Consider the following 16,211-nt stretch of genomic DNA (forward strand, 5'->3'; position numbering starts at 1 on the left):
GCTCCTTCGTCGGGTCCTCGGGACGCTACCGTGATGACTGTGCCATTGACAACTGGCACGATTGCTGATGGTGTGTAGGGCATGCGAACAACGACACCGGCCCCGCCGGTCCCGTCGGCGTCGACCCCCCGGTCGGACGCCGCCGCGCTCGTCACGCGCTACGGCCTGGGCGTGACCAGCGGGCTCATCCCGATGAACGCCATCGGGATCCGGGTGGCGCGCGGGCTCATCGCCACGATCATGGGCGCCCTCGGCTCGACCCCGCGGGGGACCACCGTTACCGCCGTTCGCGCGCCGGTGCGCGGCGAATGGGTACTCGGCCCGGGCGTCACCTACGGCCGCCGCGCGATCTACTACGTGCACGGCAGCGCGTACGTCATCTGCTCGGCGCGCACCCACCGCAGCCTCGCAGCGCGCCTCTCGGCCGCCACGGGACTGCCGGTCTTCGTCGTGGACTACCGCCTCGCGCCGGAACACCCGTTCCCGTGCGCCGCGGCCGATGTGGCCGCGGGCCTGGATTGGCTGCTCACCCAGGGCTATGCGGCGGACGACCTCGTGCTCGCCGGCGACTCCGCGGGAGGGCACCTGATCGGCGACCTGCTGCTGCACCGCGCGACCACGGAGCAGGCGCAGCCGGCCGCCGCCGTCCTCTTCTCGCCGCTCATCGACCTCACCTTCGCACTCGCGGAGCACCAGGAGCGGATCCGGCGCGATCCCGCCATCTCGGCTGCGGCCGCCAAGCGCCTCGTCGACCAGTACACGCGCGGCGTGGATCCCCGCCACCCGCGCCTGCACCTCGACTTCCGGCGCGCGGACCGGCTCCCGCCCTTCCTGATCCAGGCCGGCGGTGCGGAGATGCTCTCGGCCGACGCCCGCCACCTCGACGGCGAGCTCCGCGCGCACGGCGGCACGAGCACGCTCGAAATCTGGCCCGGCCTCATGCACGTCTTCCAGGCGCTGCCCCGGCTCGCGCCGGAGGCCGACGCCGCGCTCCTGCGGGTGCGCGACTTCCTCGCGGGGCTCGACAGCGCCCCTGCCGCCACCACCCGTACCGATTCGGAGGCCTCCTGATGTTCGGCATCGACCGCCTGCTGCACCACCTCGTCCGCGACCCGATCACCGCCGACGCCAAGGCCGTCGTCACCGGCGCCGGCAGCGGCATCGGCCGCGCCTTCGCGCTGGAACTCGCCCGCCGCGGCGGAGAGATCGTCTGCGCCGACATCGACGAGGGGCGCGCGAAGGAGACCGTCGCGCTCATCGAGGCCCGGGGCGCAAAGGCGCATGCCGCCGTCGTCGACGTGGCCGACAGAGCCGCCGTCGAGACCCTGGCCGCGTTCGCGCGCACCGTCTTCGACGGTCCGCCCACCCTCGTGATCAACAACGCCGGTGTCGGCATCGGCGGCCGCGTCGTCGGCGACATCGGTCTCGACGACTGGAACTGGGCCCTGGGCATCAACCTGTGGGGCGTGGTGCACGGCTGCGAGCTGTTCGCGCCGATGCTGCGCGAGGCCGGCCGCGGCGGCATCATCAACGTCGCCTCCGCCGCGGGCTTCGCCGCCGCGCCGTCAATGGGCCCGTACAACGTCTCCAAGGCGGGCGTGATGTCGCTGTCCGAGACGCTCGCCGCCGAGCTCGCCGGTTCCGGCGTGACCGTGACGGTGCTGTGCCCCACCTTCGTCAAGACCAACGTCGCGCGCGACGGCCGGATCACCGACGGCAGCAAGAACCTCGCCGGCGCGCTCATGAAGCTCACCGGCATCTCGCCCGACGGGGTCGCCGCGCAGACCCTTGACGCGCTCGACCTCGGCCGCCTCTACGTGGTGCCGCAGTTCGACGCGAACGTCGTCTGGCACCTCAAGCGGCACTTCCCGACGCCGTACGTCCGCGGACTCGGGCTGCTCAGCCGACTCCTGCCCTCGTCCTGACGCCGATCGTCACCCGCCACCGAAAGGAACAGCCGCCATGGCCATGGATCTCGACAACATGCTGCAGATGATCAAGGACCGGCAGTGGGCCCTCGCCGACATCGATTGGGACGCCCCCGGTGCCGAGCTCATCGAGCCGGAGCTGCACGCCAAGCTCAAACCCTTCCTGTCCGACCTGATGTGGATCGAGAACGTCGGCGCGCGCGGCTTCGCCGCGATGGCGCGCAAGGCGCCCACGCCCACGCTCAAGAGCATCTACGAGCACTTCCACGCCGAGGAGCAGAAGCACGCCAACGCCGAGCTCGCGCTCATGCGGCGGTGGGGGATGCTCGAGGACGACGAGATCCCCTCGCCGAACGTCAACGTGCAACTCGTGATCAACTGGCTCGACCAGTACTCCGACGGCATGTCGCTGTCCTTCCTCGGCACCGTCATCCCGATGCTCGAGGTCGCGCTCGACGGCGCCCTGATCAAGTTCATCACCGACGAGGTGAAGGATCCGATCGCGCAGGAGGTCTTCAAGCGCATCAACGCCGACGAGTCCCGGCACCTGGCCGTCGATTTCGAGGTGATGGACATGCTGGGCCACGCCGACCTGCGCAAGCGGACCATCGACTTCGTCGGCGGCTGGATCAAGCCCTCGCTGCTCATCGGCTTCCTGAGCTACGTCCCGCTGCTGAACAAGATGCGCGACAACATCGTCGACATGGGCGTCGACGAGGAGCGGCTGTACGGCGCGATGAAGCGCTACCGCGCCGCGGGCGAACGCAGCGAGTACATCCAGCGACTGCCCATGTTCCGCATGGTGGCCTGGCACGGCAGCCGCGTCATCGATCGCGGCAACAAGCTCTACCACGTCCCCGCGGACGCGCTGGTCAAGGCCACGTCGCTGATCCCCTTCCCCCTGGTGCACCGCACGCCCACGTGGTCGCAGGAACTGACCTACGAGCCCACCGCCTGACGAGGACGCCTCAGCCATGACTCATTCCGTAGCCATCATCGGCGCCGGCTTCGCCGGCATCGGCGCCGCCATCCGCCTCCAGGACAAGGGGATCGACGATTACGTCGTCTTCGAGCGCGACACCCGCGTGGGCGGCACCTGGCGGGACAACACCTACCCGGGGGCCGCGTGCGACATCCCGTCGCGCCTGTACTCCTACAGCTTCGCCCCGAACCCCGACTGGTCGCACACCTATTCCGGCAGCGCCGAGATCCTCGAGTACATCGACGGCATGGTCGAATCCTCCGGCGTCGCACCGCACATCCGGTTCGAGCACACCGTGACCGGCGTGGTCTACGACGCCGACGCGGGGGAGTGGACCATCTCCTTCGAGGGTCGCGAGCCCGAGCGCGCACGCGCCGTGATCATCGCCTCGGGGCCCCTCGCGAACTGCTCCTTCCCCGCGATCCGCGGCATCGAGGACTACGAGGGGCACAAGATCCACAGCGCGCGCTGGGACCACGACTACGACTTCACCGGCAAGAAGGTGGCCGTCGTCGGCACCGGCGCCAGCGGGGTCCAGATCGTGCCCGAGCTGGTGAAGCAGGCCGCATCCGTCAAGGTCTTCCAGCGCACCCCCGGCTGGGTGCTGCCCCGGATCAACACCGAGACCGGCGAATTCACCAAGTCGATCTACCGGCGGATCCCGGGCGCGCAGCAGCTCGCGCGCGCCCTCTGGTTCTGGGGCCACGAGTCGGTGGCGCTCGGCGTCGTCTGGAACACGCCGCTCACGCGCGTCGTCGAGGCCGTCAGCAAGCTGCACCTGCGCCTGCAGGTCCGCGACCCGTGGCTGCGTCGTCAGCTCACTCCGGACTTCGCCGCCGGGTGTAAGCGGCTCCTGATGACCAGCGACTACTACCCGGCGCTGCAGCGCGAGAACTGCACGCTCGTGACCTGGCCGATCGCCCGCATCGCGCCGAAGGGGATCCGCACCGTCGAGGGCGTGGAGCACCAGTTCGACTGCATCGTCTTCGCGACGGGTTTCGACGTCTCCAAGACCGGCTCGCCGATCCCCGTCACCGGGCTCGAGGGCCGTGTCCTCGCCGACGAGTGGAGCGGCGGCGCCTACGCCTACCGCAGCGTCGCCGTCTCGGGCTACCCGAACCTGTACGTCACCTTCGGCCCTAACTCCGGCCCCGGGCACAGCTCCGCGCTGGTCTACATGGAGGCGCAGATCGACTACATCACCGACGCGATCGGGCAACTCCTGCGCAACGGGTGGAAGGCGCTCGACGTGCGCGCCGACGTCCAGGAGGAGTACAACCGCGACATCCAGCGGCGCCTCACCGCGACCACGTGGAACTCGGGATGCAGCAGCTGGTACCTCACCGACGACGGCTTCAACGCCACCATGTACCCGGGCTTCGCCTCGCAGTACGTGGGCCAGCTGCGCACCGTCGACCTGCAGGACTACCGGATTCTTGTGCACGATGACGTGGACAGCACCGCCCTCGCCGCCGGATAACATGCGGGCATGACCGAGTACCGGATCGACGACCTGGCCCGGGTGTCCGGGACGACGACGCGCAACATCCGGGGCTACCAGGAGCGCGGCCTGCTGCCCCAGCCGCTGCGCCGGGGCCGGGTCGCGATCTACACCGAGAAGCACGTGCGGAACCTGCTGGCGATCAACAAGCTGCTCAGCAAGGGCTTCACGCTGGGCCACATCGCCACCTTCCTCACCAACCCCGGCGCGCGGATCGGCGACGCACTCGACCTCAACGACATCCTCGACGAGCCCTGGGCCTCCGCGAACCGCCCGGTGCTCGGACGGGAGGAACTCGAGTCACGGCTCGGTCCGCTCGACGAGGACGCGCTCGCCTCGCTCCTCGCCGCGGGCATCGTCACGGAGACGGCCGAACCGGGGCGGTACGAGGCCGCCGACCGGCACATCATCGGCAACCTCGCGCGCCTGGTGGGCAAGGGCATGGATCTTGCCGTACTGGTCGACGTGCAGCAGCGCTTCGTCGCCAAGATGAACGAGGCGGCCGAGATTCTCATGACGGCCGCGCACGACGAGGTGGACCGGCGCCGCGGCCCCGGCTGGCTGCCGTCCTCCGACGAGGACGTCGCCTGGGCCGTCGGCCTGCTCGGGGCCATGCGCCGCGCGGGCACCGAGAACGCGCACGCCGCCCTGGACCGGGCCCTCGACGCCGCCCTCGATCAGGAGCTGCAGGCGCACAAGGTCGCGGTCGAGGGCCGTACCGGCGCCGACGGCGACTCCGACTGACGGGGCGTACCGAGCCGGCGCCCGGAGAACCCGAACGCCGTCCCGTGGTGCCGGTGTAGCGTCGAGGCCATGGGTCGGATCACGGTGCGTCGGTCGGTGGTCAAGGTCACCGTCGGCGCAGAACCGCTGCGCCGCATCGACACCCTCGCCGTGGAGGAGCCGCTGGAGATCCGCGTCGCGGGGGCGCCGCTGGCGGTCACCATGCGCACGCCCGGGCACGACGTCGAACTCGCGGCGGGCTTCCTCGTCTCCGAGGGCGTGATCGCCTCGGCGGAGGAGTTCCGCTCCGCCATCCACTGCGGCGGACCGGGCACCGGTGGGGAGCTCAACCAGTACAACGTGCTCGACGTCGCGCTCGCCCCCGGCGTCCGCCCGCCCGCGCCCGACGTGACGCGCAACTTCTACACCACCAGCTCCTGCGGGATGTGCGGCAAGTCCAGCATCGACGCGGTGCGCACCGTCTCCCGGTTCGACGTCCGTGAGGATCCGGTCACCGTCGTCCCCGAGCAGGTGGTGGCCCTCCCGGACCGGCTCCGCGCCGAACAGGCCGTCTTCGACAAGACCGGCGGCCTGCACGCCGCGGCGCTCTTCGACGTCGCCTCCGGCGAGCTGCTCGTGCTCCGCGAGGACGTCGGGCGGCACAACGCCGTCGACAAGGTCATCGGGTGGGCGCTGCTGCAGGGCCGCCTGCCGCTGCGCGGCGTCGTCCTCCAGGTCTCCGGCCGCGCCAGCTTCGAGCTCGTGCAGAAGGCCGTGATGGCCGGGATCCCCGTTCTCTCGGCGGTCTCGGCGCCGTCCTCCCTCGCCGTGGAACTCGCCGACGAAGCGGGGCTCACCCTGTTCGGCTTCGTCCGCGGCGATCACCTCAACGTCTACAGCCGGCCCCACCGAGTGCGACAGGAAGTTCTGACATGAGCACGGATCACCGACCGGAATCGACGGCCCACGTGCCCGGCCTGATGCCCGACGAGCCCCGGCAGGGCGGCTTCGGCCCGGTCACCGACGGTGCCTGGTCCAGCTCGCCCTACCACCACGCGGCGGCGTCCTGGGGCGCAGCGAAGTCCGTGGGCACCATCTTGTTCCAGCAGCGAGAGCTGGTCCGGGGCACGCACTCGATGTTCGTGATGAACCACCCGACCGGCTACGACTGCCCGGGGTGCGCGTGGCCGGACGACAAGAAGCTCACCCTCGACTTCTGCGAGAACGGCGTCAAGCACGTCACCTGGGAGATGACCCCGAAGCGGGTCAAGCGGGAGTTCTTCGCGCAGCACACCGTCACCGAGCTCGCCGACTGGACCGACTTCGACCTCGAGAACGAGGGCCGGCTCACCGAGCCCATGGTCTACGACGCGGCGAGCGACAAGTACGTCCCGATCGGCTGGGACGAGGCCTTCGCCATGGTCGGTGACGCCCTGCGCGGGCTCGCCAGCCCGAACGAGGCGTCCTTCTACACGTCGGGGCGGCTCAGCAACGAGGCCACGTTCCTGTACCAGCTGCTGGCCCGCGAGTACGGCACCAACAACCTGCCGGACTGCTCGAACATGTGCCACGAGGCGTCGGGCCGGGCGCTCAGCGCGTCGATCGGTACGGGCAAGGGCACGTGCGATCTGGCGGACTGGGAGGAGGCCGACGCCCTGTTCATCATGGGCGTCAACGCCGCGTCGAACGCGCCCCGCATGCTGACCGCGCTGGCCGACGCGACCCGTCGGGGTGCGCAGGTCGTGCACATCAACCCCCTGGTCGAGGCCGGCGCGACGAAGACGATCGTCCCGCACGAGATGGTCGACATGGCACTGTTCAAGGCGACCTCGGTCTCCGACATGAACATCCAGGTGCGCCCGGGCGGTGATCTCGCGCTGATGCGCGGCATGGCGAAGGTCGTCTTCGAGGCCGCGGAATCGGATCCGACGGTGCTCGACAGCGCGTTCCTGGAGCAGTACACCGCGGAGTTCGAGGCGTACCGCGACCTGGTCGCGGCCACCGGCTGGGACGAGATCACCACGCAGGCCGGGCTGCCCGAGGCGGAGATCCGCCGGGCCGGACAGGTCTACCTCGACGCGGACCGGACGATCATCGCGTGGTGCCTGGGCATCACCCAGCACGAGCACGGCGTCGACACCGTCCGTGAGATCACCAACCTGCTGCTGCTGCGCGGCAACATCGGCCGGCCCGGTGCGGGCCCGTCGCCGGTGCGCGGCCACAGCAACGTGCAGGGCAACCGCACCTGCGGCATCGACCACCGCCCGCCGCCGTGGACCGACAAGCTCGACGAGGTGTGCGGCATCGTCTCCCCGCGCACCCACGGACTCGACACCGTGAACACCGTGGAGGGCATGCACGACGGCAGCGTGAAGGTCTTCGTCGGGATGGGCGGCAACTTCGTGCTCGCCGCGCCCGACACCGCGTACACCGCGGCCGGCCTGCGCAAGACCGAGCTCACCGTGCAGGTGAGCACCAAGCTCAACCGCAGCCACCTCGTGCACGGCCGCAAGGCGCTCATCCTGCCCTGCCTGGGCCGCACCGAGAAGGACGAGCAGGTGGCCGGCCTGCAGGGCGTCACCGTCGAGGACGCGATGAGCATGGTGCACATCTCCCGCGGCAAGCGGCGACCCGCGTCGAAGGAACTCAAGTCCGAGATGGCGATCATCGCCGGCATCGCGAAGGCGACTCTGCCCGACAGCCGCACGCCGTGGCAGTGGTACGTCGACGACTACGACCGCCTCCGTGACGTCATGGCGAAGGTGCTTCCGGGTTTCGAGGGCTTCAACCAGCTGATCAAGAACCCGGGCGGATTCCGGATCCCGCAGCCCGCGCGTGAGCGCGTCTTCCACACTCCGTCGGGCCGGGCGGAGTTCTCCCTGGCGCCCATGCCGAACGTGATCCCCGCCGACGAGGACGTGCTGATCCTGCAGACGATGCGCTCGCACGATCAGTGGAACACCACCATCTACTCGGCCAACGACCGGTACCGCGGTATCAAGAACCTGCGCGAGCTCATCTTCCTCAACGAGGACGACATGCGCGCCCGCGGCCTCACCGAGGGGGAGTTCGTGGACATCACGTCCACCTCACGCGACGGCTCGGAGCGCACGCTGCGCCGGTTCCGGGCGCTGAAGTACGACCTTCCCCGCGGCGCGGCAGCCGGATACATGCCGGAGATGAACGCCCTCATCGGGATCGCCGACTACAGCACCCAATCCGACCAGCCGCTGATGAAGAACGTCGCGGTGCGGGTGGCCGCGTCGGTGTAGCCGGCGGTCAGAACCGGGCGATCGTCTCCACCTCGTCGGCTTCGGACTCGAGGGTCTCCACGTCGGCGGGGGCGGCGTCGGGCTTCTTCCCGCCGGTCAGCAGCGACGCGACGGCGCCGAGCAGGCACACGACCGCCGCGAAGGTGAACGCGAGCTCCAGGCCCGAGCGGAAGGGCTCGGAGATCAGGTGCGGGAAGAACTGCAGGCCGGTGAGGTGCTGAGTCTGCTCCGCGGTCAGGTGCAGCTGTGCCAGATGCGGTCCCAGGAGTTCCTGCACCGGGTTGTAACCGAGGAACGCCGCGAACAGCACGGCGACCGGCGGGAGTGCGGCGATCTCCGAGGCGTACTGCGCGGGCACGCCGCCCGCCTGCAGCCCCGTCGACATGGCGCCCGGCAGCGAGTTCGACAGGCCCGCGATCATCAGCGAGAAGAACAGGCCGATCGAGAGCACCATCGCGGAGTTCTGGAAGGTCGTCATCATGCCCGAGCCCGAGCCGCGCGAGGTCGCGGGTAGCGAGTTCATCACCACCGCACGGTTGGGCGAGCCGAACATGCCCATCCCGACGCCGTTGACGAACAGGATCGCGGCGAAGGCCCAGTAGGCGAAGTCCACGGGCAGCGCGATCAGCGCGAGGAAGGTGAGTGCCGTGATGACCAGGCCCGCCGCGCTGAGGGCGCGGCCGCCGATCCGGTCCGAGAGGGCGCCCGAGATCGGCGCGGAGAGCAGGAAACCGACGGTCATGGGCACCATGTAGATGCCGGCCCACAGCGGGGTCTGCGTGTAGTCGTAGCCGTGCTGCGGCAGCCAGATCCCCTGCAGCCAGATGATGAGCATGAACTGCAGGCCGCCGCGGCCGAGCGAGCCGCACAGGTTCGCGACGTTGCCCCACAGGAACGCCCGGTTCCGGAACAGGTGCAGGTCGAACAGGGGCGACTCGGCCTTGAGCTCGACCGCGCAGAAGATCGCCAGGACCACGGCGCCGCCCAGGAGGCAGGACAGCACGAAGGGGGAGGTCCAGCCCATCGCGTGGCCGCCGTAGGGCTGGATGCCGTACGTGATGCCGACGAGGACGGCGATCAGGCCGATCGCGAAGGTCAGGTTGCCCCACCAGTCCATGGTCGCGGGGACGCGTTCGCCGCGGTCCTCGAGCTTGAGATACGCCCAGACGGTGCCGATCACGCCGAACGGGACGGAGACGAGGAAGATCAGGTGCCAGTTGATCGGTGCGAGGACGCCGCCGATGATCAGGCCGAGGAAGGAACCGGCGATCGCCGCCACGCTGTTGATGCCGAGCGCCAGTCCGCGCTGGTCGGCGGGGAAGGCGTCGGTCAGGATCGCCGAGCTGTTCGCCATCAGGAAGGCGCCGCCGATGCCCTGCACCACGCGCCAGCCGATCAGCCACAGCGCCGCGGCGTGCCCGTCGAACCAGGTCACCGCCAGGAAGATCGACGAGATCGAGAAGATGAAGAAGCCCATGTTGTACATGCGGGCCCGGCCGAACATGTCGCCGAGGCGGCCGAACGCGACCACCAGGACGGCCGTCACCACGAGGAAGCCCATCATCATCCACAGCAGGTAGCTGGTGTTCCCCGGCTCCAGCGGGTTGAGGTGGATGCCCTTGAAGATGTCGGGGAGCGCGATCAACACGATCGAGCTGTTGATCGTCGCGATCAGCATGCCGAGGGTCGTGTTGGAGAGGGCGATCCACTTGTACGAGTCGCTGTGCGACTCCGATGCACGGGTGTCGAGCATGGCCGGCGTCACCGTCCGTCCTTAAGGTTAGAAAAACTTACCTATCCTTAGGGAGTCTAGGTGCGCGCACGGACGGCCGCTGAGCGGGACCGGGCGGCTGGGGCATTCGACCGAATTCGGTGCAACCGGCGGGCGCGTCTCAAGCGCGCCACTCGATGCGCTCGACCTGCTCCGGCGGCCACGGCGCGGGCGGCGCGAAGGGGGCGCCCGGCAGCGGCGTCACGGACACGGCCGCCGCGGGCTTGCGCGCGGGCGCACCGTCGGCATCCAGGAGGTGGAGCCATTGTCGGTAGCCCGCCTCGTCGCGCTCCGAGCGCACCTGCACGCTCGAACCCAGGGGGATCGGCGCCAAGTACTCGATGATCGCACGGTGCGGCGCGGCGAGCAGGGGATCGCCGTTCAGGTCGTCCTCGACCAACTGCAGGTAGGCGGCGTTGTTGAGGTGCTGGTACGGATCGAAGTCGGTGGCCCGCAGCTTCACCGTGTAGTCGCGTGCGGAGGGCTCCGGCGGCGTCGCGGTGTTGAGCGCCTTCCAGCGCAGCCGCGTCTCGGTCACGTGCTGCTGCAGGTACTCCATGCCGCCCTCGCTGATGTGCGTGGGCATACCGGAATCCGCGCTGAACCGGATCCAGAAGGCCTCGGTCTCGACGTGGCCGCCCGCGCTGCCACGCAGCGTGATCCGCATGTTGCACCAGCGTGAACTGGTGGATTCGCACCACCGGAGCAGCGTCACGTCGGACGGCCAGTGCAGCGGCTCGTGCACGTCGATGATGCTGCGCCGCACCAGCCAGTACGGATCCGTCGCGTCGAAGCCGCGGTGGAACATCTCGTCGTTCGCCATGTCCTGCAGGTAGCGCGCGATCCCGTCGAGCCGCACGCGCCGCCCGGGGTCCACGTCGCCGGTGCGCACCGGCCAGGTGCGCTCGAACGACGGGCCGGGCGGCGCCGCCTGCAGGAACTCGTAGGTCGACGGGGTCCAGGCGGGGGTGCTCACGCCCGCGACCCTATCGGGGTGCGGCGTCAGGCGCTCTTGAACTTCGCCTTCAGGGCGTTGATCCGGTCCTCGTTCTTCTCGTGCCGCTCCTGCTTCTTCTGCTCGTGCGCGGCCTTGCGAGCAGCCTTCGCGGCGGCGTCCGCCGCGTCCTGCTGCGCCTCGAGCTCGCTGATCACCTCGTCGAGCGAGCGGCGCGCGATGCGGCCGCCGACGCTCGCCACCTGCGCGTCCAGCGCATCGGTGGTCGGCTCCTCGGTCTGCACGATGATCGCGTTGTTCCCGGGCGGAAGCTGCTGCGCGAACAGAGAGATCACGTCGTCGCTGTCGTCCAGGTTGCTCGCGTCGACGAGCGCGCCCGTCGCGGTGCCGACCGACATGCCGAGCAGCATGCCGACGGGGCCGCCGAGGACGCCGACGAGCATGCCGATGAGCGAGCCGCCGAGCGTGCCGGTCCCGGTGGTGCCGTCGGTGGTCTCGGGGATCGCGTAGGTGCCGTCGGCGTTGCGCTCGACCAGCGCGGAGGAGACCACGCCGTAGGTGTCGGCGGTGTTCCTGAGGGCCGAGAACTCCTCGTAGGTGGCGGCGCGAGTGGGCAGCGAGATGACGGCGACGAATTCAGGCATGGTGAGTCCTTGTGTCGGTGAGTGATCCGGGTCCGGTGGTGTCATCGCAAAGCCTACGCTGCGATTGCGAAGGATCGCCCGGACTTCGCCGAACGGACGCTCGGGCGGACGGTGCGACATGACAGGGTGGGGGCATGACTGAGGTGACCGTCGTCGGTGCGGGTGTGATCGGACTGTCGTGCGCGGCGCGACTGCTGGAGGCGGGGCACGCGGTGCGCGTCGTCGGGCGGGATCTGCCTCCTGACGTGACGTCGGCGGTCGCCGCCGCGGTCTGGTACCCGTACCTCGCCGAGCCGCGCGATCGCGTGACCGGATGGTCGGCCACGACCCTCGCCGAGTTCACCGCGCTCGCCGCCCGCGGGGTCGACGGTGTCGTCATGACGCCGGGAACGGAGATCTTCCGCGAGAGCGTCCCCGAGCCGTGGTGGACGTCCGCCGTCCCTGCGGTGGAGCGGGTGCTCGGGCCCCGTCCCGGCTACGCCGAGGGGTGGAGCTTCGTCTCGCCGGTGATCGAGATGCCGCTGTACCTGCCCTGGCTCGCGGCGCGCGTCCGCGAGCTGGGCGGCACCGTCGAACAGCGGACCGTGGCCTCGCTCGACGAGCTGGATGGCACCGTCGTCAACGCGACGGGCCTGGGTGCGCGGGAGTTCGTGGGCGATACGACGATGGAACCCGTGCGCGGGCAGGTCGTCTATCTCGAGCAGGTGGGCGTCGACCGCTGGTGGATCGACGACAACGACCTCCGCAACCCGACCTACGTCGTGCCGCGCTCGCGCGACATCGTCGTCGGCGGCACGGAGGACCACGGCGCGGAGGACCTCACCACCGACCCCGCGACCGAGGACGCGATCCTGGCGCGTGCGCGCGCACTCGTGCCCGAGCTCGCGGATGCGAAGGTGATCGGCCGCAACGTCGGGCTGCGGCCCTCCCGCCCGACGGTGCGCCTCGAGCGCGAGGGCGACGTGATCCACTGCTACGGCCACGGCGGCGCCGGCGTCACGCTCAGCTGGGGTTGCGCTGACGAGGTCGCGACGCTCGTATGAGTCGGGGCGTGCTCGCTCCTGCCCTCCGCAGCTACTCGGCGGCGCCGCGGACGACCGAGGATCGGCGCGACCGGTTCGCGCGCTGGATAGCCAAACAGCTCGCCCGGCTGACCGCCGCGGCGGCGCTCGTCTCACTGCTGACCCTGCTGTTCCGCGGGCAGCACCTGTTCCTGGTCCTCGCCGACCTGATCAGCGCCCTCGGCATCCCGACGGAGCCGAGCCTGTTCGTCGTCGCGCTGTTGGCGCTGCTCAGCGGGGCGCTGCGCCGACGACTGCGGGCCGCGCACACCGTCACGCTGGTGCTCATGGCGGTCACGACGCTGGCGAACGCCGTCGACCTGGTCGCGATCGTCACCCGAGATCCGCGGTTCGAGCACGCCCCGCACCTGTTCGACGCCTACTGGTCGGTGCGGGAATCGGCGCTCGGGGCTGCCGCGGTGGTCATCCTCGCGGGCGCGTCCTTCGTCGCGGTCGCGTTCTCGCGGCGGGCCTTCTCCGCCCGGCTCACCGCCGGCTCGAAACGGGCCGCCGCGGCCACGCTCGTCGGGGGCTTCGGCCTCGCGTACGGGATCACCCTCGCCCTGACCGCCGCGTTCCCGCACACCCTCTCCGGCATCGTTGAGGAGGCGACGTGGGCGCTGCGCAGCACCTTCGGTGTGATCGTCTCTCCGGGACGGGACTTCCTGCTCGACGGCCGCAGTGGCTTCCGCTGGGTGTACGCGGTCTCGGGCGCGCTGTCCGCGGTGGTCCTGGTGGTCACCGTCATGGCGTTCTGGCGGGCCCCGCGGGGCTCGGAGCTGCTCACCGAGGACGACGAGCTCGCGGTCCGGATGCTGCTCGTCGAACACGGTGAGAACGATTCGCTCGGCTACTTCGCGACCCGCCGGGACAAGTCGGTGGTCCTCGCGCCCGACGGGCGGGCCGCGATCACCTTCCGTGACGTCGGCACCGTCTCGCTGGCCAGCGCCGATCCGATCGGGGACCGCGACTCGTGGGCGGCCGCGATCGACCGGTGGCTGGCCCACTGCCGCGAACACGGGCACTACCCGGCGGTCAGCGCGGCTTCCGTGGACGCGGCCCGGATGTTCGCCGACGCCGGCCTGCGGACCCTGACGCTCGGCGACGAGGCGATCGTCGACGTGGACTCCTTCACCCTCAAGGGGCGGCCGATGCGGGCGGTGCGGCAGGCCGTCACACGGCTGCGCACGGCCGGGTACGTCATCGATGTCCGGCGACACAGCGAGCTCACCGCCGCCGACCGGGCGGAGCTCGCGGACCGGGCGGAACGGTGGCGCGGCCAGAACACCGAGCGCGGCTTCACCATGGCCCTGAACCGGCTCGGCGACGACCTCGACGGCCGGTGCGTGCTCGTCACGGCTCGCGATGCCGACGGCGCCGCGCAGGGCTTCCTGTCCTTCGTGCCGTGGGGCGCCCGCGGACTGTCGCTGGACCTCATGCGGCGCTCGCCGAGCGCGGAGAACGGGCTGATCGAGGCGATGGTCGCGCACGTGATCGACCGCGCGCCGACGATCGGGGTACGACGGATCTCGTTGAACTTCGCGATCTTCCGCGCCGTCTTCTTCGGTGCCGACGACGTGGGCGCCGGACCGGTGACACGGCTCAGCGACGCGGTACTCGGCTTCGCCTCGCGCTTCCTGCAGATGGAGACGCTGTACCGGTCCAACGAGAAGTACCGGCCCGAGTGGGTCCCGCGGTTGCTCTGCTACGACCCGGCGCTGACCGTCGTGCGCACCGTCGTGGCCGTCGCGATCGCGGAGGGCTACATCCCGCACCTGGTCCCGAGGTTCCTCGCCGGCCGGCGACGGTCGATCGATCAACCCGCGCGCGACCCGGACTTCGTGCGCCGGGCGCTCGCCGCGGAGACCGGGCTGCTCGCGCGGGAGGCGCCGGCGCCGCGACTGTCGGAGCAGGAGCGGGTCCGGCGCCGCACGCTCGACGCCATGGAGGCCGCCGGGATGCCCGGCTACCCGCGGTCCGTGCCGCGCACCCACGGCCTCGCGCAGGTCCGCGCCGAGCATCCGCGGCTCCCGCCGGGCGGTGCATCGGGCACCGTCGTCTCCGTGACGGGGCGGGTCCGCGCGATCCGCGACTTCGGCGGTGTCACCTTCACCGTGCTCGAGGAGGACGGCGTGCGTCTGCAGGTGATCGCCGATCGGGCCGGGACGCAGGACGCGACGCGGTCGATCTGGCGGGCCTTCCTCGACCTCGGTGACCTGGTCGCCGTGACCGGCGAGGTGATCGCCTCACGCACCGGTGAGCTGTCCGTGCGCCTCGAGTCGTGGGCGATGGCGGCGAAGTGCCTGAGCCCGGTGCCCGCGCTCCGGGCTCGGATCGCCGACGACGCCCGTGCCCGGCACCGCGTGCTGGACCTGATCACCAACCGCGACGCGGTGGACCTGCTCTACCGGCGATCGGCCGGCGTCGCCGCCCTGCGGGCCGAGTTCGCGGCCCGAGGATTCACCGAGGTCGAGACGCCGATGCTGCAGGGCGTGCACGGCGGCGCCGCGGCGCGTCCGTTCGTGACCCACATCAACGCCTACGACCAGGAGCTGTACCTGCGGATCGCTCCGGAGCTCTACCTCAAGCGGCTCGCGGTGAGCGGCATGGGGCGGATCTTCGAGATCAACCGCAACTTCCGCAACGAGGGGGTCGACGCCACGCACAACCCCGAGTTCACCGCGCTGGAGGCGTACGAGGCCTACGGCGACTACGACATGATGCGTGAGCTCACCCGCGAGGTGATCCTCGCCGTCGCGGTCGCGATGAACGGCCGACCCGTCGCACGGCGCCCGGAGGGCGAAGTCGATCTCAGCGGGGAGTGGCCCGTCGTGACGGTGCACGAGGCGGTGTCCCGCGCCACGGGGACGACGGTGACCTCGACCTCGTCGCGCGCGGACGTGGCGGCCGTGTGCGCGCGGTTCGGCGTGGCTGCGGCGCCGGCCGCGAGCGCGGGCGAGCTCGTCGTGGAGCTGTACGAGGCGCTGGTCGAGAAGCGGACGACGTCTCCCACGTTCTACTGCGACTTCCCGGTGGAGGTCGCGCCGCTCGCCCGCCGTAAGGCCGACGACCCGGCGCTCACCGAGCGGTGGGACCTCGTCGGCTTCGGCGCCGAACTGGGGACCGCCTACACCGAGCTCAACGATCCCGTCGACCAGCGGGCCCGGCTGACCCGGCAGTCGATGGCGGCCGCCGCGGGCGACCCGGAGGCCATGCAGCTCGACGAGGGCTTCCTCAAGGACCTCACCTACGCCATGCCGCCGACCGGCGGCCTCGGCCTCGGCGTGGACCGCATCGTCATGCTGCTCGCGGGGGTGAACATCCGCGCCACCCTGGCGTTCCCGTTCGTGCGTCCACGCGCCACGGAGTAGCGG

Annotated in this window: 12 protein-coding genes; 9 read left to right on the forward strand and 3 right to left on the reverse strand. The window is 70.6% G+C overall.

Annotated elements, in window-relative coordinates:
* The first annotated feature begins 81 nt into the window (after positions 1-81).
* The 7 genes from FK268_RS13540 (at position 82) to FK268_RS13570 (ending at position 8,406) form a co-directional block, all read left to right on the forward strand.
* Positions 82-1,071, forward strand: a complete 990-nt coding sequence (locus FK268_RS13540) for an alpha/beta hydrolase (protein WP_146434861.1) — start codon at positions 82-84, stop codon at positions 1,069-1,071.
* Positions 1,071-1,925 (forward strand): SDR family NAD(P)-dependent oxidoreductase, encoded by an 855-nt coding sequence (locus FK268_RS13545; RefSeq protein ID WP_193560283.1) that lies wholly within the window; start codon positions 1,071-1,073, stop codon positions 1,923-1,925. Before FK268_RS13540 ends, FK268_RS13545 begins: the two co-directional genes overlap by 1 nt.
* A gap of 37 nt (positions 1,926-1,962) precedes the next feature.
* Positions 1,963-2,886 carry a ferritin family protein gene (locus FK268_RS13550; RefSeq protein ID WP_146434863.1) on the forward strand — a complete coding sequence of 308 codons (924 nt, stop codon included), beginning with the start codon at positions 1,963-1,965 and terminating at the stop codon, positions 2,884-2,886.
* A 16-nt stretch (positions 2,887-2,902) separates the two neighbouring features.
* On the forward strand, positions 2,903-4,390 hold the full coding sequence (locus FK268_RS13555) for a flavin-containing monooxygenase (protein ID WP_146434865.1): 1,488 nt from the start codon (positions 2,903-2,905) through the stop codon (positions 4,388-4,390).
* 9 nt (positions 4,391-4,399) lie between these two features.
* Positions 4,400-5,155 carry a MerR family transcriptional regulator gene (locus FK268_RS13560; RefSeq protein ID WP_146434867.1) on the forward strand — a complete coding sequence of 252 codons (756 nt, stop codon included), beginning with the start codon at positions 4,400-4,402 and terminating at the stop codon, positions 5,153-5,155.
* A gap of 69 nt (positions 5,156-5,224) precedes the next feature.
* Positions 5,225-6,070, forward strand: coding sequence for a formate dehydrogenase accessory sulfurtransferase FdhD (fdhD, locus tag FK268_RS13565; protein WP_146434869.1), 846 nt, complete (start codon positions 5,225-5,227; stop codon positions 6,068-6,070).
* Positions 6,067-8,406, forward strand: a complete 2,340-nt coding sequence (locus FK268_RS13570) for an FdhF/YdeP family oxidoreductase (RefSeq protein WP_193560284.1) — start codon at positions 6,067-6,069, stop codon at positions 8,404-8,406. Before fdhD ends, FK268_RS13570 begins: the two co-directional genes overlap by 4 nt.
* A gap of 7 nt (positions 8,407-8,413) precedes the next feature.
* Here FK268_RS13570 and FK268_RS13575 read toward each other — a convergent pair whose 3' ends face one another.
* The 3 genes from FK268_RS13575 to FK268_RS13585 form a co-directional block, all read right to left on the reverse strand.
* Entirely contained in the window at positions 8,414-10,159 is a 1,746-nt protein-coding gene (locus FK268_RS13575) for an MFS transporter (protein WP_146435838.1), read from the reverse strand.
* 139 nt (positions 10,160-10,298) lie between these two features.
* Positions 10,299-11,153: an acyl-[acyl-carrier-protein] thioesterase gene (locus FK268_RS13580; RefSeq protein WP_158636107.1), complete on the reverse strand. Its 855-nt coding sequence runs from the start codon at positions 11,151-11,153 to the stop codon at positions 10,299-10,301.
* A 26-nt stretch (positions 11,154-11,179) separates the two neighbouring features.
* Entirely contained in the window at positions 11,180-11,776 is a 597-nt protein-coding gene (locus FK268_RS13585) for a DUF1269 domain-containing protein (RefSeq protein ID WP_146434873.1), read from the reverse strand.
* Positions 11,777-11,910: 134 nt separating this feature from the next.
* Between FK268_RS13585 and FK268_RS13590 the strand changes: the two genes are divergently transcribed.
* A complete protein-coding gene (locus FK268_RS13590; protein WP_146434875.1) occupies positions 11,911-12,819 on the forward strand; it encodes an NAD(P)/FAD-dependent oxidoreductase in 909 nt (302 codons plus the stop codon).
* A gap of 8 nt (positions 12,820-12,827) precedes the next feature.
* Positions 12,828-16,208, forward strand: a complete 3,381-nt coding sequence (gene lysX / locus FK268_RS13595) for a bifunctional lysylphosphatidylglycerol synthetase/lysine--tRNA ligase LysX (RefSeq protein ID WP_231707076.1) — start codon at positions 12,828-12,830, stop codon at positions 16,206-16,208.
* Positions 16,209-16,211 lie beyond the last annotated feature (3 nt).

The organism is Tsukamurella sputi, from assembly GCF_007858445.1.
Classification (GTDB): domain Bacteria; phylum Actinomycetota; class Actinomycetes; order Mycobacteriales; family Mycobacteriaceae; genus Tsukamurella; species Tsukamurella sputi.

Excerpts from the sequence above, each read along its gene's own strand:
- FK268_RS13555 (WP_146434865.1), top strand. The coding sequence starts at position 2,903 with ATGACTCATTCCGTAGCCATCATCGGCGCCGGCTTCGCCGGCATCGGC.
- FK268_RS13570 (WP_193560284.1), top strand. The coding sequence starts at position 6,067 with ATGAGCACGGATCACCGACCGGAATCGACGGCCCACGTGCCCGGCCTG.
- fdhD (WP_146434869.1), top strand. The coding sequence starts at position 5,225 with ATGGGTCGGATCACGGTGCGTCGGTCGGTGGTCAAGGTCACCGTCGGC.
- FK268_RS13540 (WP_146434861.1), top strand. The coding sequence starts at position 82 with ATGCGAACAACGACACCGGCCCCGCCGGTCCCGTCGGCGTCGACCCCC.
- FK268_RS13575 (WP_146435838.1), bottom strand. The coding sequence starts at position 10,159 with ATGCTCGACACCCGTGCATCGGAGTCGCACAGCGACTCGTACAAGTGG.
- FK268_RS13585 (WP_146434873.1), bottom strand. The coding sequence starts at position 11,776 with ATGCCTGAATTCGTCGCCGTCATCTCGCTGCCCACTCGCGCCGCCACC.
- FK268_RS13590 (WP_146434875.1), top strand. The coding sequence starts at position 11,911 with ATGACTGAGGTGACCGTCGTCGGTGCGGGTGTGATCGGACTGTCGTGC.
- FK268_RS13550 (WP_146434863.1), top strand. The coding sequence starts at position 1,963 with ATGGCCATGGATCTCGACAACATGCTGCAGATGATCAAGGACCGGCAG.
- FK268_RS13560 (WP_146434867.1), top strand. The coding sequence starts at position 4,400 with ATGACCGAGTACCGGATCGACGACCTGGCCCGGGTGTCCGGGACGACG.
- FK268_RS13545 (WP_193560283.1), top strand. The coding sequence starts at position 1,071 with ATGTTCGGCATCGACCGCCTGCTGCACCACCTCGTCCGCGACCCGATC.